The organism is Blastococcus sp. SYSU D00820, from assembly GCF_054050695.1.
Genome location: NZ_JBJGZW010000018.1, coordinates 16,544 through 36,000 on the forward strand (window position 1 = coordinate 16,544; position 19,457 = coordinate 36,000).

The window sequence follows — 19,457 nt, forward strand, 5'->3', positions numbered from 1 at the left end:
CGGATGAGCGCGCCGGAGGAGATCGAGGCCTGGTTCGCCGCGGCCGGCCCGCGCGAGGAGGAGCTGCGCCGGGTCGACGAGCTGGTGACGGCCGCCGTCCCGGGCATCGACCGCGAGCTGGTGCCGATGGGCGCCGGCAGCATGCTGGGCTACGGCCTGCTGCCCTACCGGCCGCGCTCGGCGAAGGTGGCCACGCGCTGGCCGGTGATCGCCCTGGCGCCGCAGAAGCGCCACCTGTCGCTCTACGTCTCCGCCGTCGTCGACGGCGCCTACCTCGCCGAGTCCCGCGCGGCCCGGCTGGGCCGGGTGTCGTGCGGCAAGAGCTGCGTGCGCTTCCCGTCGCTGGCCGCGGTCGACACCGGGGAGCTGGCGGCGCTCGTGCGCGACGCCTGGGCGGCCACCGGCGAGGGCCGCAACGGCTACTTCCCCGGCTGACCGGCGGGGGGCCCTTGGTCCCTGGTCCGAGCGCCGACGGCGGGAGACGGTGTTCCGGCCAGGGCGCAGCGACCGCCCCACCGTGAACTCACCGGAGGCCCCAGGGCATGAGCCGAGCACTGTGCGCGACCCTCGACGACCCGACCGTCGACCCGGCGGTGGACCAGGCCGTGGTGCGGCTGACCGAGGAGTTCCGTGCCCGGCTGCGACCCCAGGTGATCGGCAGGGTCGTCCGCAGCTGCCGCCGCGACCTCAGCGGCGTGCCGGCGACCGCGCTGCCGGAGCTGGTCGAGCGGCTGGCCCGGGCCCGGCTGCAGTCGGAGGCCTGACCGCCGGAATGCGCTTGCCCCGGCCCGGAGGATGACCGGGTGGGCTTCGTCGACGTCAGCGGGATCCGGCACACCCTCCCCGACGGGCGGGTGCTGCTGGACGACGTCTCGTTCCGCGTCGGCGAGGGCGCCCGCGCGGCGCTGGTCGGGGAGAACGGCGCGGGGAAGACGACGCTGCTGCGGATCGTCGCCGGCGACCTCGTGCCCGAGGCCGGCGCGGTCGCCCGCAGCGGCGGCCTCGGGGTGATGCGCCAGTTCATCGGCTCGGTGCGCGACGCCACGACGGTGCAGCGGTTCCTCGTCGACCTCTCCCCGCCGGCGGTGCGGGCGGCGTGGGACGCCGTCGAGACCGCCGAGCTCACGCTGATGGAGACCGACGACGAGCCCGCGCAGCTGGCCTACGCCGACGCGCTCGGTCAGTGGGGCGACGCCGGCGGCTACGAGGCCGAGGTCACCTGGGACACCGTGACCGTCGCCGCGCTCGGCGTGCCCTACGAGCGGTGCAAGTACCGGGAGCTGTCCACGCTGTCGGGCGGGGAGCAGAAGCGGCTGGCGCTGGAGGCGCTGCTGCGCGGCCCCGACCAGGTGCTGCTGCTCGACGAGCCGGACAACTACCTCGACGTGCCGGGCAAGCGCTGGCTGGAGGAGCGGCTGCTGGAGACCCGCAAGACGGTGCTGTTCGTCAGCCACGACCGCGAGCTGCTGGCCCGCGTCGCCGACCGGGTGGTCACCGTCGAGGGCGGGACGGCGTGGGTGCACGGCGGCGGCTTCGGCAGCTATCCCGAGGCCCGGACGGCGCGGCACGAGCGGCTGGCCGAGCTGCGGCGGCGCTGGGAGGAGGAGCACCAGCGGCTGGTCGACCTGGTGCGCACGCTGCAGCAGCAGGCGGCCAACTCCCCGGACATGGCCTCGCGGTACTCCGCCGCGCAGACCCGGCTGGCGAAGTTCGAGGCGGCCGGCCCGCCGCCGGACCGCCCGCCGGAGCAGAAGGTCTCCATGCGGCTGCGCGGCGGGCGCACGGGGGTGCGGGCGGTGATGGCCGAGCAGCTGGAGCTCACCGGGCTCATGCGGCCGTTCGACGTCGAGATCTGGTACGGCGACCGCGTCGGCGTCCTCGGCGCGAACGGCGCGGGCAAGTCGCACTTCCTGCGGCTGCTGGCCGGCCAGGACGTCGCGCACACCGGCAGCTGGCGGCTCGGCGCGCGGGTCGTCCCCGGCCTGTTCGCGCAGACCCACGCCCACCCGGAGTGGCAGGACCGGACGCCGGTCGACCTGCTGTGGCACGGCGAGCCCGGCCGGCCGGGCGTCGACCGCGGCCGGGCCATGGCCGCGCTGCGCCGGTACGGCCTGGCCGAGCAGGGCGACCAGCCGTTCCGCACGCTGTCGGGCGGCCAGCAGGCACGGTTCCAGGTGCTGATGCTGGAGCTGTCCGGAGCCACGCTGCTGCTGCTCGACGAGCCCACCGACAACCTCGACGTCCTGTCGGCCGAGTCGCTGGAGGAGGCGCTGGCCGCGTTCGACGGCACCGTCCTGGCGGTGACGCACGACCGCTGGTTCGCCCGGTCCTTCGACCGGTTCCTGGTGTTCGGGTCCGACGGCAGGGTCTACGAGTCGGCCGAGCCGGTGTTCGACGAGGCGCGGGTGGCGCGCGCCCGCTGACGCCGGCTGGCGGGGGGACGGCGGCGCGGGGCCGCTGGATCGACGGCCGGAGGGACGGGGGGCGCCCGCGTGCCGCGTACGTCGGGCCATGGGGCATGATGACAATGAGAATGATTACCGTGCCCACTTGGAGTACCTGATGCGCCGCCCGACCCGTCCCGCCACCGTCGCCCTGGTGGGCGCCGCCTCGCTCGTCCTCGCCGCCTGCGGAGGCGGGGGCGAGTCCACGGGCCCCACCACCAGCGGCGGGAACGCCGACGCCTGCCCGGGCGAGGTCGTCGACGTCGTCGTGTCCGTGGGGCAGTGGGGGGACGTCGTGCAGGCCCTCGGCGGGGACTGCGCGTCGGTCACCACCGTGATCAGCTCGATCGCCGTCGACCCGCACGACTTCGATCCGACCGCCGGCGACATCGCCGCCTTCGAGGAGGCCCGGCTCGTGGTGCTCAACGGCGCCGACTACGACCACTGGGCGGCCGACGCCGCGGGCAACGTCGATCCGGCCCCGGTGGTCCTCGACCTCGCCGAGGTGGCCGGCATCGAGTCCGAGGAGCACGAGGACGAGGGGCACGAGGCGGAGGAGGGGCACGAAACCGAGCAGGAGGAGGCCGGCCACGGGCACGGCGGGGTGAACCCGCACATCTGGTACTCCCCGGAGTACGTCCAGCAGGCCGCCGAGGCCGTGACCGCCGAGCTCCGCGAGCTGTCGCCGGACGCCGCCGACTACTTCGCCGAGCAGGCCGCGGCCTGGCAGGAGGAGCTGGCCCCCTACCTCGAGGAGATCGAGTCGCTGCGGACGGCGGCCGGCGGTCGCAGCTACGCGGCCACCGAGTCGGTGTTCGACTACATGGCCGAGGCGGTCGGGCTCACCGACGCGACGCCGGAGGGCTACCGCGACGCGGCCAGCAACGAGAGCGACCCCTCCCCGGGCGACGTGGCGGACTTCGAGAGCGCCCTCCGTGCCGGGGAGATCGACGTCCTCGTCTACAACACCCAGACCGAGGGCGGCGTGCCCGAGCAGCTGCGGGCGACCGCGGAGGAGGCCGGCGTGCCGGTCGTCGAGGTCACCGAGTCGGTGCCCGACGACGACGCCTCGTTCGTGGACTGGCAGCTGGCGCAGCTGCGGTCGCTGTCCGAGGCTCTCGGCGCCTGACGCGCCGGCCCCCGCCGGCGCCAGGCGTCGGCGGGGGCTGCTGGGAGGCTCAGCCGGTTCCGACGGCCTGCGCCGCGCGCCCGGCGGCGAGGGCGAGCACCCGGTCGGCGCACTCGACGGCCGCCGGCTCGTGGGTGGCGTGCACGACCGCGGCGCCGCGCGCCGCCTCGCTCGCCAGGGCCTCCAGCACGACCAGCTGGGTGGCGGCGTCGACCCCCGCGGTCGGTTCGTCGACGAGCAGGACGTCGGCACGGGCGATCAGCCCCTGGGCGACGAGCGCCCGCTGGCGCTGACCCCCGGAGAGGGCGGACAGCGGACGGTCGAGCAGCGCGGTCAGCCCGAGCCGGGCGGCGCACTCGGCGACCAGGTCCCGGTCCTCCCGGCGCAGCCGCCGCCACGGGCCGCGCTCGCGCCAGCGCCCCATGGCGAGGGTGTCGGCGACCGTGACCGGGAGGTCCGCGCGCACGCCGCTGTGCTGGGGCACGTACGCGACGCTCAGCCCCTCGGGACGCGCGACGCACCCGGACGTCGGGCGCAGGACGCCGGCGAGCACGTCCAGCAGCGTCGACTTGCCGGCGCCGTTGGGCCCGACGAGCGCGGTCACGCAGCAGGGCGGGAGCTCGGCGGTCAGCTCCTCGAGGGCCACCGTGCTGCCCCGGTGGACGGTGAGGTCGCGGACGGCCAGGGCTGACGCTGTCATGGGACCCACCTTAACGATAGTGATAATCGTTCCCAGTAGGGTCCTCCCGTGGCCTGGCTGTTCGATCCGTTCGTCGTCCCCTTCATGCAGCGGGCCCTCCTCGGGGCGGTGCTCGCCGCCGTCACCTGCGCGGTGGTCGGCACCTGGGTGGTGGTCCGGGGGATGGCCTTCCTCGGTGAGGCGCTGTCCCACGGCATGCTCCCCGGCGTCGCCGTGGCGGTGCTGGCGGGCTGGCCGCCGCTGGTCGGCGCGGCGGTCAGCGCCGGCGTCATGAGCGTCGGGGTCGGCGTGCTGTCCCGGCGCGGCGGCTTCTCCCACGACACGTCCATCGGGCTGCTGTTCGTCGGGATGCTGGCCCTGGGGGTCGCGATCGTCTCCCGGTCGCGGTCCTTCGCGACCGACGTCACCGCGATCCTCTTCGGCGACGTCCTCGCCATCCGCTCCGCCGACCTGGTGCTGCTCGCGGCCGCCATGGTCGGCCTGGTCGGTGCCACGGCGCTGCTGCACCGGCCGTTCGTGGGGCTCGCCTTCGATCCCCGCACCGCGGCCACCCTCGGGCTGCGCCCCCGGCCGGCGCACGTCGCGATGGTGCTCCTGGTGACCGCCGCCGTCGTCACGTCGTACCAGGCGCTCGGCACCCTCCTGGTCGTCGCGCTCCTGCTCGCCCCGGCCGCGGCGGCCCGCCAGTGGACGCGCCGGCTGCCTCCGACCATGGCCCTGGGTGCCGGGTTCGGCGCCGTCGCCGTGGTCGCCGGCCTGCTCCTGTCCTGGCACGCCGGAACCGCCGGCGGTGCCTCGATCGCCTTGTGCGCGGTCGCCCTGGTGGGCGTCTCGATCGCGGTGCGTGCCGCGATCCCGCGCTGATCCCTCCGTCCCGACGTCTGGAGAACCATGTCCTGCTCCTCCCGCCGGTGGCCGGTGCGCCGTGCCGCCGGCGCGCTCGCCGGCTCGCTGCTGCTCACCGCCTGCGCCGCCTCCGACGCCGGTGCGGATCCGGCCGCGACCACCACCGAGGCCCACGGCTACGTCGCCGGCGCGGCAGAGCTGGGCGAGCCGCAGCTGCAACTGGCCTACCTCGACGACGGGGGAGCGGTGCACACCCTCGACCTGCTCACCGGGGAGCCGGCCGCGCTGGGGTCGGTCGGTGGCGTCGCCGCGGTGGCCACGGACGGGCGTTTCCTGTTCGCCGCGTCGGAGCCCGCCGGCGAGCTGACCGTCGTCGACACCGGCACGTGGACGGTCGACCACGGCGACCACGTGCACTACTACCGGGCGCCGGCCCGGGTGGTCGGCGCGCTGGACTGGTCGGGCGAGGTCCGCGCGGCGTCCTCGGAGACCGTGACGACGCTCTTCTCGCCGGCCACCGGCACGGGTGTGGTGCTCGACCGCGCCGCCCTGGGGCAGGGCCGGGTGGAGGAGCTCGCGCGGGTGACCGGGGAGCCGCACGACGGTGCCCTGGTGCCGCTGGGGAACCGGCTGGTCGCCACGACGGCCGCATCCGTCGTCGCCCTCGACGCGGACGGCGAGCCCCTGGCCGGCGCCGAGGTCCCGTGCGCCGATCCCCGGGGCGGGCATCCCACCCGGGTCGGGGTGGTCGTCTCCTGTGCCGACGGCGCGGTGCTCGCCACGGGCGACGACGACGGCATCGGCTTCGAGCGCATCCCGTACCCCGAGCCGGTCGCCGCGGAGGACCGTGCCACCGTCCTCGCCAACCGGCCGGGCCGGCCGGCCGTGGCCGCGCCCGCCGGTCAGCGTGGTGTCTGGGTGCTCGACAGCCGGGCCCGCACCTGGCAGCTGGTGCCCACCGGCACCCCGTGGGTGCACGCGGTGGCGGCCGACGACGACGAGGACCGGGTGGTGGGCGTCGACGCGGCCGGACGGGTCGTCGTCCTCACCCCCGGGGACGGGGCGACGGTGGCCACCGAGCCGCTGCTCCCCGTCGACCGGCTCGAGGAGGTCGACCTGCAGGTCGACGCCGACCGCGCGTACGTCAACGACCCCGCGGGCAACCGGCTCCTGGAGATCGACTACGCCGACGGCGCGCGGGTGGCCCGGACCTTCCTCACCGAGGTCGCGCCCGCCCACCTCGCGGAGACCGGGCGATGAGGCGGGCGACGGCGGTCCTCGCCGCCTCGCTGATGGCCCTCGCCGCGTCGACGGGGTGCGGGGCCGCCGCCGCCGACGACCGGCCGCTGGTGGTGGTCACCACCAACATCCTGGGCGACGTCGTCGGTGAGCTGGTGGGGGACCAGGCGGAGGTGCTGGTGCTGATGCCCCCCGGTGCCGATCCGCACTCGTTCGAGGTGTCGGCGCAGGAGGCCGCCCGGATGCGTGGCGCCGATCTCCTGGTCGCCAACGGCCTGGGCCTGGAGGAGGGGGTGGCCGCCCACGTCGACGCCGCCCGCGAGGACGGCGTGCCCGTCGTGGAGGCGGGGAGCTTCGTCGAGCCGGTGGAGTGGAGCACCGAGGAGGAGTCGGGGGTCGATCCCCACTTCTGGACCGATCCCCGGCAGATGCTCGCGGTGGTCGACGGGCTGGCGGACGCCCTCCAGGACAGCGGGGGCCTCGACCCCGGCGAGCTCGCCGCCGCGGTGGACCGCTACCGCGCCGAGGTCGCCGCACTCGACGAGTGGATGGCCGGGCAGCTGGCGCGCGTCCCACCCGACCGCCGGTACCTGGTCACCAACCACCACGTGTTCGGCTACCTGGCCGACCGGTTCGGGTTCACCGTCGTGGGTGCGGTCATCCCCAGCGGCTCGACGCTGGCCTCGCCCAGCGCCAGCGACCTCGACGAGCTGGCGACGGCGGTCCGGGAGGCGGGGGTGCGCACGGTGTTCGCCGACGCGTCGCAGCCGGACCGCCTCGTGCAGGTGCTGGCCGAGCAGGCGGGTCTCGATGTGGCCGTCGTCCCGCTGTTCACCGAGTCGCTGACCGCCGAGGGCGGCGGTGCCGAGACCTACCTGCAGATGATGCGGGCCAACACCGACGACATCGTGGCGGGGATCCGGTGACACCCGTTGACGATAATGAGAATCATTCCCATTAGGCTGGCCGGCATGAGAACCGATCGACCGTCGCCCCTCCGGTTGGCCGCCCTCGGTGCCGCCGGCCTGCTCATGGCCGCCTGCTCCTCGGCTGCCGACTCCGACGCCGCACCCGCGGCCTCCGCCTCCGCCGGAACCTCTGCCGCCTCGTCCGCGCAGGAGGTGCCCGCGCCGCAGCCCCGGCTCGCCCTCACCTACGACGGCGGTGTGCTGGTGCTGGACGCCACCACCCTCGAGGTGGTCGGCGACCACGCGCAGGACGGGTTCCTGCGGGTCAACCCGGCCGGGGACGGCCGGCACGTCCTGGTGACCACCGAGGAGGGGTTCCAGGTGCTCGACACCGGCACCTGGACCGCGGGAGGCACCTCCTACACCGGCGAGTCGGAGCTCACCGACGACGTCTTCCCGGCCGAGGAGGCCGGGCACGTCGTCGTGCACGGCGGCCGGACGGTGCTGTTCGCCGATGGCACCGGCGACATCACCTCGTTCGCCACCGACGACCTCCTCGACGCCGAGGGACTGCCCGAGACGCGGTCGTGGACATCGGAGGAGGCCCACCACGGCGTGGCCATCGAGCTGGAGGACGGCACGCTGCTGGCCACGCTCGGCGACGAGGAGTTCCGCAGCGGGGTGCGCGTGCTCGACCCCTCGGGCGCCGAGGTGGCCCGGGCCGAGGACTGTCCGGGCGTGCACGGCGAGGGCACGGTGGCCGGCGAGGTCGCGGTCTTCGGCTGCGAGGACGGCGTCCTGGTCTACGACGGGGAGTTCCTCAAGCTGACCGCCCCCGACGAGTTCGGCCGGGTCGGCAACGTGTTCACCACCGAGGACTCGCCGGTGGCCCTCGGTGACTACCGGGACGACCCCGACGCCGAGGGGTACCTGCTCGACCAGATCGCGCTGATCGACACCTCGGCCGACCGGATGCAGGTCGTGCCGCTGCCCGAGGGGGTCGCCTACACGTTCCGGGACCTGGGCCGCGGGCCGCAGGGCGAGGCGGTGGTGCTGGGCACCGACGGGAGCCTGCACCTGTTCGACGAGCAGACCGGAGCGCTCCTCGCCAGCCATCCGGTGGTGGCGGCCTGGGAGGGGCCCGAGGAGTGGCAGGACCCGCACCCGGCGCTGCGGATCTCCGACGGCATCGCCTACGTCACCGAGCCGGCCGCCGGCGCCGTCCACGCCGTCGACCTGGCCACCGGTGAGGTGCTGGCCACCGGTGAGCTGGGCGTGACCCCGATCGAGATCGCCGTCGTCACCGGCTGATCGCGACGGCGACAGCCGGTCCGGGGCTCCCCGCGGTCGACGCCGTGGGGAGCCCTGGGCCGGTCAGCCCTCGTAGGTGTCGGCCGGGGGGTCGATGCGGGTCACCGACACCGGCTCGATGACGGCCTCGGGATAGCCGGCGACCGGGTGCGGCTGCGGCGGCGCGTAGCGGCCGATCACCTCGACCCACTGGTCGGGCGGCAGGTCGCCGCGGTCGCCGTCCACCACGACGGTGATGCCGAGGGCGTCGGCGGCGCAGCAGCTGATGGCGATCCGGCTGACGTACCAGCCGCCCCCGTCGCGCGGCGACACGAAGCCGGTCAGCCGCACCAGCCGGCCCTCCAGGACCGAGGTGTCCTCGGCCAGCGCGCGCAGCCGGTAGTTGTTCAGCGGGAGCGTGCGGTGGTCCTCGCCCGGGTCGTTCTCTCCCAGGTAGGCCACGGGTGCGCTCTCCGGCTCCGGAGGCGCCGCCTGGGTCTGCCGGGCGACGGTGAACGAGCCGAGGGCGGGTGGGGCCACCAGGGCGAGCACCAGGGCCGGCAGCACCAGCAGCCAGGCGACCCGGGGCGCGCCGTGCCCGTGGTCGTGCTCGTCTGCCCGGGCCCGGCTGCGCCGCCACGACCGCACGATCCCGAGCAGCCCCACGGCCAGCAGGACGACCGCGGCGATCAGCAGGAACGGGCGGAAGCCGCCCTGCACGTAGGCCAGGTGGGCGTCGGTCAGGCCCACCTGCAGCACGTAGGCGCCGAGCAGCAGGAGGACGGCGTGCTGGGTCATCCGGTCCACGGGGGCCTCACAGCAGCAGGGCGCCGACGCCGACCGCGGCGAGGACGGCGACGGCGAGGGTCACGGGGGCGAAGCGGGCGGCGAAACGGGGCCCGAAGGTGCCCGCCTGCAGCGCGATGAGCTTGACGTCCACGGCCGGCCCCACGACGAGGAAGACCAGCCGGGCCGTGGGGGAGAAGCCGACCAGGCTCGCCGCGACGAACGCGTCGGCCTCCGAGCAGACCGCCAGGACGACGGCGAGGGCCGCCAGCACCAGCACCGACAGCAGCGGGGAGTCGGCGACGGCGTCCAGCCAGGCGCGCGGGACGACCGTGTTGAGCGTCGCCGCGGTCAGGCCGCCGACGACCAGGAAGCCGCCGGCGTGCAGGAGGTCGTGCTGGACGGCGGCACGGAAGGTCTCCAGCCGGCTCTCCCCGGGAGCGGCCACGTGCCCGGGGCGCATCCGCAGCCAGGCACTGCGCCCGAACGCCGCCCACATCCAGCCCATGACGAGGGCGACGGCGACCGAGGCCAGGAACCGGGCCGCCACCATCTCCGGCTGGCCGGGGAAGGCGACGGCGGTCGCGACCAGGACCACCGGGTTGATGGCCGGAGCCGACAGCAGGAACGCCAGGGCGGCGGCCGGGGCCACCCCGCGTCGCACGAGGCTGCCGGCCACGGGGACGGAGGCGCACTCGCAGCCCGGCAGGACCGCACCCGCCAGCCCGGCCACCGGCACGGCCGCCCCCGGGCGCCGGGGGAGGGCCCGGGCGAAGAAGGACGCCGGCACGAAGGTGCTGATCGCGGCGGAGAGCAGCACGCCGAACACGAGGAAGGGCAGGGCCTGCAGGCACACGGCCACGAAGACCGTGCTCCACGCCTGGACGGCCGGCCGCTCGAGGACCGCCGGGCTCAGGAAGTGCAGGACCGCCATCACCGCGAGGACGGCGAGGAGCACGTCGCCCGAGCGCGGGCCCCGTCGCCGCGGGGCGGCGTCGGCCGCGGCTGCGGAGCCCTCCGGTGGTGCTGCCGTGGACACCGGCCCTCCCTCGGTCCGCCGGGGAACGGTTCTCGTTCCCCGGCGGGAGACCCTGCCACAGGCGGCTGGCAGGTGGGTGTCCGGCCGGCGCGCGTCGGGTCAGTGCCGGGTGGTGGGGTACGGCAGCAGGGCCATCTCCCGGGCGGTCTTGATCGCGCGCGCCACCTGCCGGTGCTGCTGGGCGGACAGTCCCGTCACCCGGCGCGACCGGATCTTGCCGCGGTCCGACAGGAAGGCGCGCAGGGTGGCGACGTCGTACCAGCTGACCGGGCCGGGGAGCGCCCGGCGGCGGTGGGCCGGCGGCCGGTGCGCCCTCACCAGCTGGACTTCCGGATGCCGGGCAGTTCCCCCCGGTGTGCCATCTCCCGGAAGCGGACCCGGGAGAGGCCGAATGCCCGGAGGTGGCCACGGGGCCGGCCGTCGACGACGTCGCGGTTGCGCAGTCGCGTCGGGCTGGCGTTCCGCGGCAGGCGCTGGAGGGCCGCCCTCGCGGCGGCCCGCTCGGTGTCTGTGGCTCCGACCCGGGCGGTCTCGCGCAGGGTGGCGCGGTGCTCGGCGTACCGCTGCACTACGGCGCGGCGCCGGGCCTCGGCCGCGATCTTCGAGGTCTTCGCCATCTCAGCGCTCCTCCCGGAACTCGACGTGCCGGCGCACGACCGGGTCGTACTTGCGCAGCACGAGCCGGTCGGGGTCGTTGCGCCGGTTCTTGCGGGTCACGTACGTGTAGCCGGTCCCTGCGGTCGACTTCAGCCGGACGACCGGCCGCACGTCGGTGGCGCGGGTCATCAGGCGCTCCGTCCCGCACCCAGGCGCCGGCGGACCGCCGGATCGGTGCGCCGCAACCGGGCGACGACGGCTTCGATGCCCTGTCGGTCGATGGTCCTGATGCCCTTGGCGGAGACGGTGAGCCGCACCCAGCGGTTCTCGCCGGCCAGCCAGAACCGGCGGTTCTGCAGGTTGGGGTCGAAACGGCGCGGGGTCCGCCGGTGCGAGTGGCTCACCGACCGGCCGGAGCCGGGGCGTCGGCCGGTCACCTCGCAGTAGGTCGACATGGGTCCTCCTCGGATCGGATTTGAGCCTAGACGATAATGATTCCCATTCCCAGGCTAGGGTGGGGACATGACGACGGATCAGCGCACCCCCGTCCTGCTCGTGACCGGCCTCGGACGCGACCTGAGCGGAGCCGCGGCCGACGTGCTCGGCGCCGCGCAGCCGGGGACGGTCGTCGTGCACCACGACGTCCGGCACCTCGGCGCGGGCGTGGTCGTGCGGACGGTGGCCGAGCGGGGGCCGCAGGGTCCGGTCGTGCACCGGGAGGCGCTCGAGCTGGCCCACGGCTGCCTGAGCTGCACCCTCCGCCTGGACCTGCTCCCCCTGCTGCGCGTCCTGGCCCGCCGGCCGGACGTCCTCCGGGTGGTCGTCCACCTCGACCCGGCGCTGGAGCCCGAGCACCTCTGCTGGGCGCTGGACGCGGTGGTCCTCGACGACGACGCCGTCGAGACCGCCGGCGACTCGGTCCGGGTCGAGGCGGTGATCGCCGTCCTGGACGCCGCCCGCTGGCTGGACGACGCCACGGGCGAGGACACGCTCGCCGACCGCGGACTCGCCGCGACCGCGGACGACGAGCGGACCCTGGCCCAGGTGGCCGTCGGCCAGGCCGCGTTCGCCGACGCGGTGCTGGTCGCCGGCCGCCCGGAGAGCGCCTGGGAGGCCGCCCGGCTGGGCGCCGTGCTCGACCGCCTCCTGCCGGGCCGGCCGCGCGCGGCCCTGGAGTCGTGGCGCGCGGACCCCGGAGCGCTGCTCGCGGCGATCGGCCCGCGAGCCCGGCGGGGACGCGTGTCCAACGCCCACGAGCCGCTGCTCGCCGGCGAGCCCCCGCTGGACGATGACGCGGGCGTGGCGCTCGTGCACCTGACCGCGGACCGGCCCTTCCACCCCGAGCGGCTGCACGACGCGCTCGACGTCCTGCTCGACGGCGTCGTCTGCAGCCGCGGCCGGCTCTGGCTGGCCACGCGACCGGACCGCGCACTGTGGCTGGAGTCGGCCGGCAGCGGCCTGCGCATCGGCGACGGGGGGCCGTGGCTGGCTTCCGACCCCGAGGACCACGAGCTCTGGGCGCGGGTCGAGCCGGAGCGCCGGGTGGCGGCCGCGCTGCGGTGGCACGAGGTGTACGGCGACCGGGACGTCGACGTCGTCGTGCTCACGCACCGCCAGTCCCCGGCCGCGGTCACCGCCGCGCTGCGGTCGGCCCTCGTCACGGACGAGGAGCTCGCGGCCGGGCAGTCCGCCTGGTCGCGGTGGCCCGATCCCTTCGGCGACTGGCACGAGGACCCCTGCGAGGCCTCGACCCCGGCCGAGGGGGACGGCGCCCACGTCCCCACCCGAGAGGAGCACCCCTGATGCGCGAGGGCATCCACCCCGAGTACCGCACCGTCGTCTTCCGCGACGCGGCCAGCGGCGCCACGTTCTGCACCCGGTCGACCATCGCGACCGACCTGACCACCGAGCTCGACGGCCGGACGTACCCGCTGGTCGTCGTCGACATCTCGGCCGCCTCGCACCCCTTCTGGACCGGCAACCAGCGGGTGCTGGACACCGCCGGGCGGGTCGAGCGCTTCGAGCAGCGCTACGGCCGCCGCGCCCGTCCGGGCCGGGCCGGGTGACCGTGCCGGGCGCGGCCGACCCCGGGGGCCCGCTGCTGGTGCTCTGCCAGGGACACCGCTGCGCGGCGCTGCACCGGCTGGCCGACGGCGGGGCCGGGGTGGCCGGCCTCTCGGCCACGGTCGCGGGCACCCAGGGGGCGGTGCTGGTGACCGCCGGGTGCCTCGGCCGGTGCAGCCTGGGGGCGCTGGCCGGCATCGCCCACCGGGACGGTGCCACCGGCCTCGTCTCGCCCACCCTGTGGCTGGCCGGCATGCAGGAGCCGGACCGCGCCGTCGGGCTCGCCCGGTGGCTGGCCACCGGGGGGCCGCCGGCCGATCCGCGCCGGGGCGTGCCGGTCGGCCTCCGCCCGGCGGTCGCCGGGATCGGGCCGGCGCCGGTCCTGGGCGCGGTGCCCCGGCGGACCTAGGCCTGTTCCCCGGCGGCACCCGCGGACCGGCAGGCGGCGCAGGTGCCGAAGATCTCCAGCGTGTGACTCACGTCGGTGAACCCGTGCTCGCCGGCGACCTGGTCGGCCCACTTCTCCACGGCCGGGCCCGCCACCTCCACCGTCCGGCCGCAGCCCCGGCAGACGAGGTGGTGGTGGTGCTGCCCGCTGCAGCGCCGGTAGAGGGCCTCCCCGGTGTCGGTGCGGATCGAGTCGAGCTCGCCGTCGTCGGCCAGCGACTGCACCGCCCGGTACACCGTCGACAGGCCCACGCGGTCCCCGGCGGCACGCAGTCGCGCGTACACGTCCTGCGCGCTGTGGAAGCCGTCGAGATCGGCGAACAGCAACCGGATGACGTCACGCTGCGGGGTGGGGCGGGTCACCGTGCCAGGATCCCACGGCGCTCCGGTCGAGGGGGTCAGCCGAACGAGCGGCCCTCGCCCCGGTAGGTCGGCGCGACCCCGGTCAGCCGGTCGCCGGCCAGCGTGTGCAGCACGTCGACGTGCTCGGCCGGCTCCCCGGCCTTGGCATGCCGGAACCACACGCGGTCGCCGATCCGCAGGCCGTCGGCGACCGGCCCGCGCAGCGGCGTCTGCACCTCGCCGGCGGCCTCGGTGGCCACCAGGCGCAGCCCGGCCGGGTAGGTCGGCGCCGGCAGCCGGTCGGGTCCGGGCGGCCCCGAGGCCACCCAGCCGCCGCCGGCCACGGTGACCAGCCCGGGCGCCGGGCGGCGGGTCACCGGCAGGGCGAACAGCAGGGCCGGCCGGCCGGCGAAGGCGCGGTAGCCGTCGAACAGCGTCGGCTGGTACAGCCCGGAGCCGGCGGCGACCTCGGTGACCGCCGGGTCGGCCGCGGTCCGCTCCAGGCTGCCGGTGCCCCCGCCGTTGACGAACTCCAGCGGCGCGACCGACCGCACGGCGGCGACCACGGCGGCCCGGCGGGCGGCCAGCTCGCGCACCGACAGCGCCTGCATCCCGCGGACCGCCAGTCCCCGCACCGGGCGGCCGGGCGGGGCGTCCTGGACGCCGGCGACCTGCGCCTCGTAGGACATGACGCCGACCAGGTCGAGCCCCGGCCGGGTCGCGACGGCGCGGGCCAGCGCCGCCGCCGCGGCCGGGTCGTGCACCGGGGAGCGGCGGACCCCCACGTGCAGCCGCCCGCCACCGGCGCGCAGCGAGGCGTCGACGTCCAGGCAGATCCGCAGCGGCGGGCGGCCGCCCGGTGGCACCACCGCCTCGAGCAGGTCCAGGTGCTCGGGGGAGTCGACCATCAGGGTCACCCGCGCGGCCAGTGCCGGGTCGGCGGCCAGGCGGCGCAGCGCGTCCCGGTCGGCCGTCGGGTAGCCGACGACGACGTCGGTGCTCACGGGGTCCTCGCCGCCGGCCAGCCACAGGGCCTCGGCCAGCGAGTAGGCCAGCACCCCGGCGAACCCCGGCCGGGCCAGCACGCGGCGCAGCACGGCCCGGCTGCGGACCGACTTGCTCGCCACCCGGACCGGCCGGCCGCCGGCCCGCCGCACCAGGTCGGCGGCGTTGGCGTCGAGCGCGTCGAGGTCGAGGACGGCGAACGGCGGGTCGAGGTCGGCGGTCGCCTCGTCCAGCCGCGCCCGCGCATCGGCGACGGTCATGGGGCGGGAGCATCGCGGCCCGCAGCTGTGTGGGTCAAGTGCCCCAGACGCTTGACCCACTCGGCGGCTCCCGGCAGGCTGCCGCGGACGTCGGCGGAGCGGAGGTGCGGGTGACCGGGGTGGGGAGCTGGCGCAACTGGGCGGGCAACCAGTCCGCCGACGGCATCACGGTGGTCCGGCCGGAGAGCACCGAGGGGATCGCCGCCGCGCTGGTCGCGGCGGGCGACGCGGGGCGGCGGGTGCGCCCGATCGGCAGCGGGCACTCCTTCACCGCGGTCGGCCGCCCGGACGACGTCCAGCTCGTGCTCGACCGGCACGCCGGGTTCCTCGGGGTGGACGACGCCGGCCGGGTCACCGTCGGGGCCGGGATGCCGCTGCACCGGCTCAACGCCGAGCTCGCCGCGCGGGGCTGGGCGCTGACCAACCTCGGCGACATCGACCGGCAGACCGTCGCGGGCGCGATCTCCACCGGCACCCACGGCACCGGGGCCCGGTACGGCGGGCTGGCCACCCAGGTCCGCGCGCTGGAGCTGGTGACCGCCGACGGCTCGGTGCTGCGCTGCTCGCCCGACGAGCACCCCGAGGTCTTCGCCGCCACCCGGCTGGGGCTGGGGGCGCTGGGGGTGCTGGCCACGGTGACTCTCCAGGCGGTGCCGGCGTTCGCGCTGCGCGCCGAGGAGGGGGCCGCCCGCCTGCCGGAGCTGCTCGAGCGGTTCGACGAGTTCACGACCGCCACCGACCACGTCGAGTTCTACTGGTTCCCGCACACCGACCGCTGCCAGACCAAGTGCAACACCCGCGTGCCGGTCGCCGAGGTCGCCCCGCTCGGCCGGCTGCGCGCGCTCTGGGACGACGAGGTGCTGTCCAACGGCGCCTTCGCCGGGGTGGTGGCCGCCGGGCGCGCCGTCCCCGCCCTGGTGCCGCGGCTGGCGGAGATCTCCGCGCGCGGAGTGCCCGTGCGCACCTACACCGACCTGTCGCACCGGGTGTTCGTCGCGCGGCGGCGGGTGCGCTTCCGGGAGATGGAGTACGCCGTGCCCCGGGCGGCCGCGCCCGAGCTGCTGGCCGAGCTGGCCCGCTGCGTGCACGACCGCGGCTGGCGGATCCCGTTCCCGGTGGAGGTGCGGGTGGCCGCGGCCGACGACGTCCCGCTGTCGACGGCGTACGGCCGCGACACCGCCTACGTCGCCGTTCACGTGCCGGCGCGCAGCGAGCCGGGGGAGTACTTCGCCACCGTCGAGGCCCTGGCGGGTGCGGTCGGCGGCCGGCCGCACTGGGGCAAGCTGCACGGCCTGGACGCCGCGACCCTCGCGGCCCGCTATCCGCGGTTCGGCGCGTTCACCGCGCTGCGCGACCGGCTGGATCCCCGCGGCGTGCTGGCCAACGCCCACCTCGACCGGGTGCTCGGCCCGGTGGGGCGGAGCTGACGTGGCTCGGGTGGCCGCCGCGGACCGGCGGGAGGCGCTGCTCGCCGCGGCGCTGCGGGTGATGGCCCGCGACGGGCCGGCCGCCGGCACCACCCGGGCGATCGTGGCCGAGGCCGGGATGTCGCTGGCGAGCTTCCACTACGCCTTCGCCTCCCGCGACGAGCTGCTCGCCGAGCTCGTCCACCGCGTCGTCGGCCGGGAGCTGGCCGCCGCCACCGCCGGCATGGACCCGGCCGCCGGGCTGGACGGCGTGCTGCGCCGGGCCGCCGACGGCTACCTCGAGCACCTCGAGCGGGACCCGGGCGCCGAGCAGCTGATGCTCGAGCTGACCCTGCACGCCGTCCGCGACCCGGCGCTGCGGCCGCTGGCCGCCGAGCAGTACCGCGCCTACACCGCGGCGGCGTCCCGGCTGCTCGAGGAGGCGGCCGCGGCGACCGGCGCGCGGTGGCGGCGGCCGGTGCCGGAGCTGGCCCGCCTGCTGGTCACCCTCGTCGACGGCGCCACCACCACGTGGCTGGTCGACCGCGACACCGACGCCACCCGCGCGGTGCTCCGTGCCGGCGTCGAGCTGCTGGTCGCCCGGGACGCCGAGCTGCCCGAGGCATAGGAGGCTGTGCGCACGTCCTGAGCGCCGATCCGTGCGCACAGCCTCCTATGCCCAGGCGCTCACAGGTCGACGTCGGGCTCGCCGGTGCCGCCGATGCGGTCCAGCTCCTGCAGCTCCACCGGCCCGAGCACCCGCGCACCGGCCTGCAGGTTCTCCTCCAGGTGCGCCACCGACGAGGTGCCGGGGATCAGCAGGATGTTGGGGCTGCGGGCCAGGAGCCAGGCCAGCGCCACCTGCATCGGCGTCGTCTCCAGCCGCCGCGCGACCGTCTCCAGCGCCGCGGACTGGATGGGCGTGAACCCGCCGAGCGGGAAGAACGGCACGTACGCCGTCCCCTCGCGGGCCAGCGCGTCGATCAGCGGGTCGTCGGCCCGGTGCACGAGGTTGTAGTGGTTCTGCACGCAGACCACCGGGGCGATCGAGCGGGCCTCGGCCAGCATCTGGGTGGTCACGTTGCTGACGCCCAGGTGCCGGATCAGGCCCTGCTGCTGCAGCTCGGCCAGGGTCTCGAAGGGCTCGGCGAGCGACCGCTCGACCGGCTCGGCGAAGCCGGGCATGCGCAGGTTGACCACGTCGAGGACGTCGACGCCGAGGTGGTCGAGGTTGTCGTGCACCGCCTGGCGCAGCTCCTCGGCCGACAGCGCCTCCGGCCACTCGCCCTCGGGCGTCCGGCGGGCGCCGACCTTCGTGACGATGGTCAGCTGCTCGGGATAGGGGTGCAGCGCCTCGCGGATGATCTCGTTGGTGACGTGCGGGCCGTAGTAGTCGCTGGTGTCGATGTGGTCGACGCCGAGCTCGACCGCACGGCGCAGGACGGCGACCGCGGCGTCCCGGTCGGCCGGCGGCCCCATCACGTGCGGGCCGGCCAGCTGCATGGCGCCGTAGCCGAGCCGGTGCACCGGCCGGTCGCCGAGGGGGAACTGCCCGGAGCTGGTCGCGTCGATCGTCATGCCGCGCTCCTACCCGCCGGCTCGCCGGCATGCGCGTGCGCGGGCTCGGGAGCGCAGGTCTCGCGCCAGCGCTGCACGTCGGCGTCGACGCGGGAGGCCTCCCGCCGGTCGGCGCGCCGGGCGACGACGGCGATGCCGGCGCCGACGACGGCCAGGGTCGCGCCCACCCACATCGGGGCGGCGTAGCCCAGCCCCAGGGAGATCACCAGCGCGCCGAGGGCGGCGCCGATCGCGTTGGCGACGTTGAACGCCGCCTGGTTGGCCGCCGACACCAGGCTGCCCCCGCGCACCCGCGCGGCCACGATCACGCCGTTCTGCACGACCGGACCGAGGGAGAAGGCGACGGTGCCGAAGAGCACCAGCAGCGTGACGGCGGCGGCGGGGGTGCGGGCGAGGAAGGCCATCGCGCCGAGCAGGACCGCGGTGGCCAGCAGCCCGACGGCGACGAACGCGTAGCCGTACCGGTCGCCGAGCCGGCCACCGACCAGCGTGCCGACCGTGGTTCCCGCGCCGAACAGCGCCAGCACCGGGGTGACCCACCCCGACGGGATGCCGCCGAGCTCGGTGAGGATCGGGCTGACGTAGCTGTAGACGGAGAAGAGCGCCGCGAAGCCGATCATGGTCAGCCCGAGCAGCAGCCACACCTGGCCGCGGCGGAACGCGGCGAGCTCGGCCCGCAGGTCGCCGCGCTCACCGGCGCCGCCGGGCAGCCAGGCCAGCAGGCCGGCGATGGTGACCAGGCCGATGACCGCGATCCCGGCGAGGACGATCCGCCAGCTGCTCTGCTGCGCGACGAAGGTGCCCAGCGGCACGCCGACGACGTTGGCCAGCGTCAGGCCGACCATCATCAGCGAGATCGCCTGGGTCGCCTTCTCCGGCGCGACCAGCCGGCGGGCGGCGACGGCACCCACGCCGAAGAACGAGCCGTGCGAGAGCGCGGTGAGCACGCGGGCGGCGACGAGCGTCTCGTAGGTGGGGGCCACGGCCGACAGCGCGTTGCCGACCACGAACACCACCATCAGGGCGACCAGCGTCTGCCGGGGCGAGAAGCGCACGCCGAGCGCGGTGAGCGTGGGGGCGCCGATGACGACGCCGACGGCGTAGGCGGAGATGAGCAGGCCGACGGCGGACACCGAGACGCCGAGGCCGTCGGCGATCTCGGGCAGCATGCCCATGACGACGAACTCGGTGGTGCCGATGCCGAAGGCGCCGATGGCCAGGGCGAGCAGGGCGCGGGGCACGGGGGAGGACTCCAGGGGGACGACAACGGTCGGGCGGGTGCGGACCTCGTCGTCCGGATGGGGTGGCGCGGGGGCCCTCCAGAGCCAAGCGCACGGCGCGGGCTCCGATGCCCGCGCGGCCGGGTGGGTCTGCTCA

At 76.1% G+C, this 19,457-nt stretch carries 24 protein-coding genes; 13 read left to right on the forward strand and 11 right to left on the reverse strand.

Annotated elements, in window-relative coordinates; genetic code table 11:
- Positions 1-3: 3 nt before the first annotated feature.
- The 4 genes from ACI79R_RS17340 (at position 4) to ACI79R_RS17355 (ending at position 3,573) form a co-directional block, all read left to right on the forward strand.
- Positions 4-435 (forward strand): DUF1801 domain-containing protein, encoded by a 432-nt coding sequence (locus ACI79R_RS17340; protein WP_456574898.1) that lies wholly within the window; start codon positions 4-6, stop codon positions 433-435.
- A 107-nt stretch (positions 436-542) separates the two neighbouring features.
- Positions 543-764 carry a hypothetical protein gene (locus tag ACI79R_RS17345; RefSeq protein WP_456574899.1) on the forward strand — a complete coding sequence of 74 codons (222 nt, stop codon included), beginning with the start codon at positions 543-545 and terminating at the stop codon, positions 762-764.
- A gap of 39 nt (positions 765-803) precedes the next feature.
- Positions 804-2,423: an ABC-F family ATP-binding cassette domain-containing protein gene (locus ACI79R_RS17350; RefSeq protein WP_456574900.1), complete on the forward strand. Its 1,620-nt coding sequence runs from the start codon at positions 804-806 to the stop codon at positions 2,421-2,423.
- Between the two features lie 127 nt (positions 2,424-2,550).
- Complete coding sequence (locus tag ACI79R_RS17355; RefSeq protein ID WP_456574901.1) at positions 2,551-3,573, forward strand: metal ABC transporter solute-binding protein, Zn/Mn family; 1,023 nt, start codon at positions 2,551-2,553, stop codon at positions 3,571-3,573.
- A 49-nt stretch (positions 3,574-3,622) separates the two neighbouring features.
- Here ACI79R_RS17355 and aztA read toward each other — a convergent pair whose 3' ends face one another.
- Positions 3,623-4,273 carry a zinc ABC transporter ATP-binding protein AztA gene (aztA, locus tag ACI79R_RS17360; protein WP_456574902.1) on the reverse strand — a complete coding sequence of 217 codons (651 nt, stop codon included), beginning with the start codon at positions 4,271-4,273 and terminating at the stop codon, positions 3,623-3,625.
- 48 nt (positions 4,274-4,321) lie between these two features.
- Here aztA and aztB point away from each other — a divergent pair, with 48 nt between their 5' ends.
- From aztB to aztD, 4 genes are read left to right on the forward strand one after another with little or no spacing between them, the layout of a single operon-like run.
- Positions 4,322-5,137 (forward strand): zinc ABC transporter permease AztB, encoded by an 816-nt coding sequence (aztB, locus tag ACI79R_RS17365; RefSeq protein ID WP_456574903.1) that lies wholly within the window; start codon positions 4,322-4,324, stop codon positions 5,135-5,137.
- A 27-nt stretch (positions 5,138-5,164) separates the two neighbouring features.
- Positions 5,165-6,379, forward strand: coding sequence for a hypothetical protein (locus tag ACI79R_RS17370; protein WP_456574904.1), 1,215 nt, complete (start codon positions 5,165-5,167; stop codon positions 6,377-6,379).
- Entirely contained in the window at positions 6,376-7,284 is a 909-nt protein-coding gene (gene aztC, locus ACI79R_RS17375) for a zinc ABC transporter substrate-binding protein AztC (RefSeq protein ID WP_456574905.1), read from the forward strand. The genes ACI79R_RS17370 and aztC overlap by 4 nt, the downstream gene beginning before the upstream one ends.
- 45 nt (positions 7,285-7,329) lie before the next feature.
- Positions 7,330-8,577 carry a zinc metallochaperone AztD gene (gene aztD / locus ACI79R_RS17380; protein WP_456574906.1) on the forward strand — a complete coding sequence of 416 codons (1,248 nt, stop codon included), beginning with the start codon at positions 7,330-7,332 and terminating at the stop codon, positions 8,575-8,577.
- A gap of 63 nt (positions 8,578-8,640) precedes the next feature.
- Here aztD and ACI79R_RS17385 read toward each other — a convergent pair whose 3' ends face one another.
- The 6 genes from ACI79R_RS17385 to rpmB all read right to left on the reverse strand — a co-directional run bounded on the left by ACI79R_RS17385 (position 8,641) and on the right by rpmB (position 11,433).
- Positions 8,641-9,354 (reverse strand): TIGR03943 family putative permease subunit, encoded by a 714-nt coding sequence (locus ACI79R_RS17385; RefSeq protein WP_456574907.1) that lies wholly within the window; start codon positions 9,352-9,354, stop codon positions 8,641-8,643.
- 16 nt (positions 9,355-9,370) lie between these two features.
- Positions 9,371-10,381, reverse strand: coding sequence for a permease (locus ACI79R_RS17390; protein WP_456574908.1), 1,011 nt, complete (start codon positions 10,379-10,381; stop codon positions 9,371-9,373).
- A 99-nt stretch (positions 10,382-10,480) separates the two neighbouring features.
- Entirely contained in the window at positions 10,481-10,699 is a 219-nt protein-coding gene (gene rpsR, locus ACI79R_RS17395; protein ID WP_456574909.1) for a 30S ribosomal protein S18, read from the reverse strand.
- On the reverse strand, positions 10,696-10,998 hold the full coding sequence (gene rpsN, locus ACI79R_RS17400; RefSeq protein WP_456574910.1) for a 30S ribosomal protein S14: 303 nt from the start codon (positions 10,996-10,998) through the stop codon (positions 10,696-10,698). Before rpsN ends, rpsR begins: the two co-directional genes overlap by 4 nt.
- Position 10,999: 1 nt before the next feature.
- Positions 11,000-11,167, reverse strand: coding sequence for a 50S ribosomal protein L33 (gene rpmG, locus ACI79R_RS17405; protein WP_456574911.1), 168 nt, complete (start codon positions 11,165-11,167; stop codon positions 11,000-11,002).
- On the reverse strand, positions 11,167-11,433 hold the full coding sequence (gene rpmB, locus ACI79R_RS17410; protein WP_456574912.1) for a 50S ribosomal protein L28: 267 nt from the start codon (positions 11,431-11,433) through the stop codon (positions 11,167-11,169). The genes rpmG and rpmB overlap by 1 nt, the downstream gene beginning before the upstream one ends.
- Before the next feature lie 67 nt (positions 11,434-11,500).
- Between rpmB and mrf the strand changes: the two genes are divergently transcribed.
- From mrf to ACI79R_RS17425, 3 genes are read left to right on the forward strand one after another with little or no spacing between them, the layout of a single operon-like run.
- A complete protein-coding gene (gene mrf / locus ACI79R_RS17415) occupies positions 11,501-12,781 on the forward strand; it encodes a ribosome hibernation factor-recruiting GTPase MRF (RefSeq protein WP_456574913.1) in 1,281 nt (426 codons plus the stop codon).
- A complete protein-coding gene (locus tag ACI79R_RS17420) occupies positions 12,781-13,044 on the forward strand; it encodes a type B 50S ribosomal protein L31 (RefSeq protein ID WP_456574914.1) in 264 nt (87 codons plus the stop codon). Before mrf ends, ACI79R_RS17420 begins: the two co-directional genes overlap by 1 nt.
- Positions 13,041-13,451 carry a hypothetical protein gene (locus tag ACI79R_RS17425; RefSeq protein WP_456574915.1) on the forward strand — a complete coding sequence of 137 codons (411 nt, stop codon included), beginning with the start codon at positions 13,041-13,043 and terminating at the stop codon, positions 13,449-13,451. Before ACI79R_RS17420 ends, ACI79R_RS17425 begins: the two co-directional genes overlap by 4 nt.
- Here the strand turns inward: ACI79R_RS17425 and ACI79R_RS17430 are convergent.
- Together ACI79R_RS17430 and ACI79R_RS17435 are read right to left on the reverse strand one after the other, a co-directional pair.
- The gene (locus tag ACI79R_RS17430) at positions 13,448-13,852 is read right to left on the reverse strand and encodes a Fur family transcriptional regulator (RefSeq protein ID WP_456574916.1); all 405 of its coding nucleotides are present in this window, start codon (positions 13,850-13,852) and stop codon (positions 13,448-13,450) included. The genes ACI79R_RS17425 and ACI79R_RS17430 overlap by 4 nt on opposite strands.
- Before the next feature lie 35 nt (positions 13,853-13,887).
- Positions 13,888-15,096, reverse strand: a complete 1,209-nt coding sequence (locus tag ACI79R_RS17435; protein ID WP_456574917.1) for an amino acid deaminase/aldolase — start codon at positions 15,094-15,096, stop codon at positions 13,888-13,890.
- Between the two features lie 110 nt (positions 15,097-15,206).
- Here ACI79R_RS17435 and ACI79R_RS17440 point away from each other — a divergent pair, with 110 nt between their 5' ends.
- Positions 15,207-16,523, forward strand: a complete 1,317-nt coding sequence (locus ACI79R_RS17440) for a D-arabinono-1,4-lactone oxidase (RefSeq protein WP_456574918.1) — start codon at positions 15,207-15,209, stop codon at positions 16,521-16,523.
- A 1-nt stretch (position 16,524) separates the two neighbouring features.
- On the forward strand, positions 16,525-17,130 hold the full coding sequence (locus ACI79R_RS17445; RefSeq protein WP_456574919.1) for a TetR/AcrR family transcriptional regulator: 606 nt from the start codon (positions 16,525-16,527) through the stop codon (positions 17,128-17,130).
- A gap of 59 nt (positions 17,131-17,189) precedes the next feature.
- Here ACI79R_RS17445 and ACI79R_RS17450 read toward each other — a convergent pair whose 3' ends face one another.
- Together ACI79R_RS17450 and ACI79R_RS17455 are read right to left on the reverse strand one after the other, a co-directional pair.
- Positions 17,190-18,080 carry an aldo/keto reductase family oxidoreductase gene (locus tag ACI79R_RS17450; protein ID WP_456574920.1) on the reverse strand — a complete coding sequence of 297 codons (891 nt, stop codon included), beginning with the start codon at positions 18,078-18,080 and terminating at the stop codon, positions 17,190-17,192.
- Entirely contained in the window at positions 18,077-19,321 is a 1,245-nt protein-coding gene (locus ACI79R_RS17455; protein WP_456574921.1) for an MFS transporter, read from the reverse strand. The genes ACI79R_RS17450 and ACI79R_RS17455 overlap by 4 nt, the downstream gene beginning before the upstream one ends.
- Between the last annotated feature and the right edge of the window lie 136 nt (positions 19,322-19,457).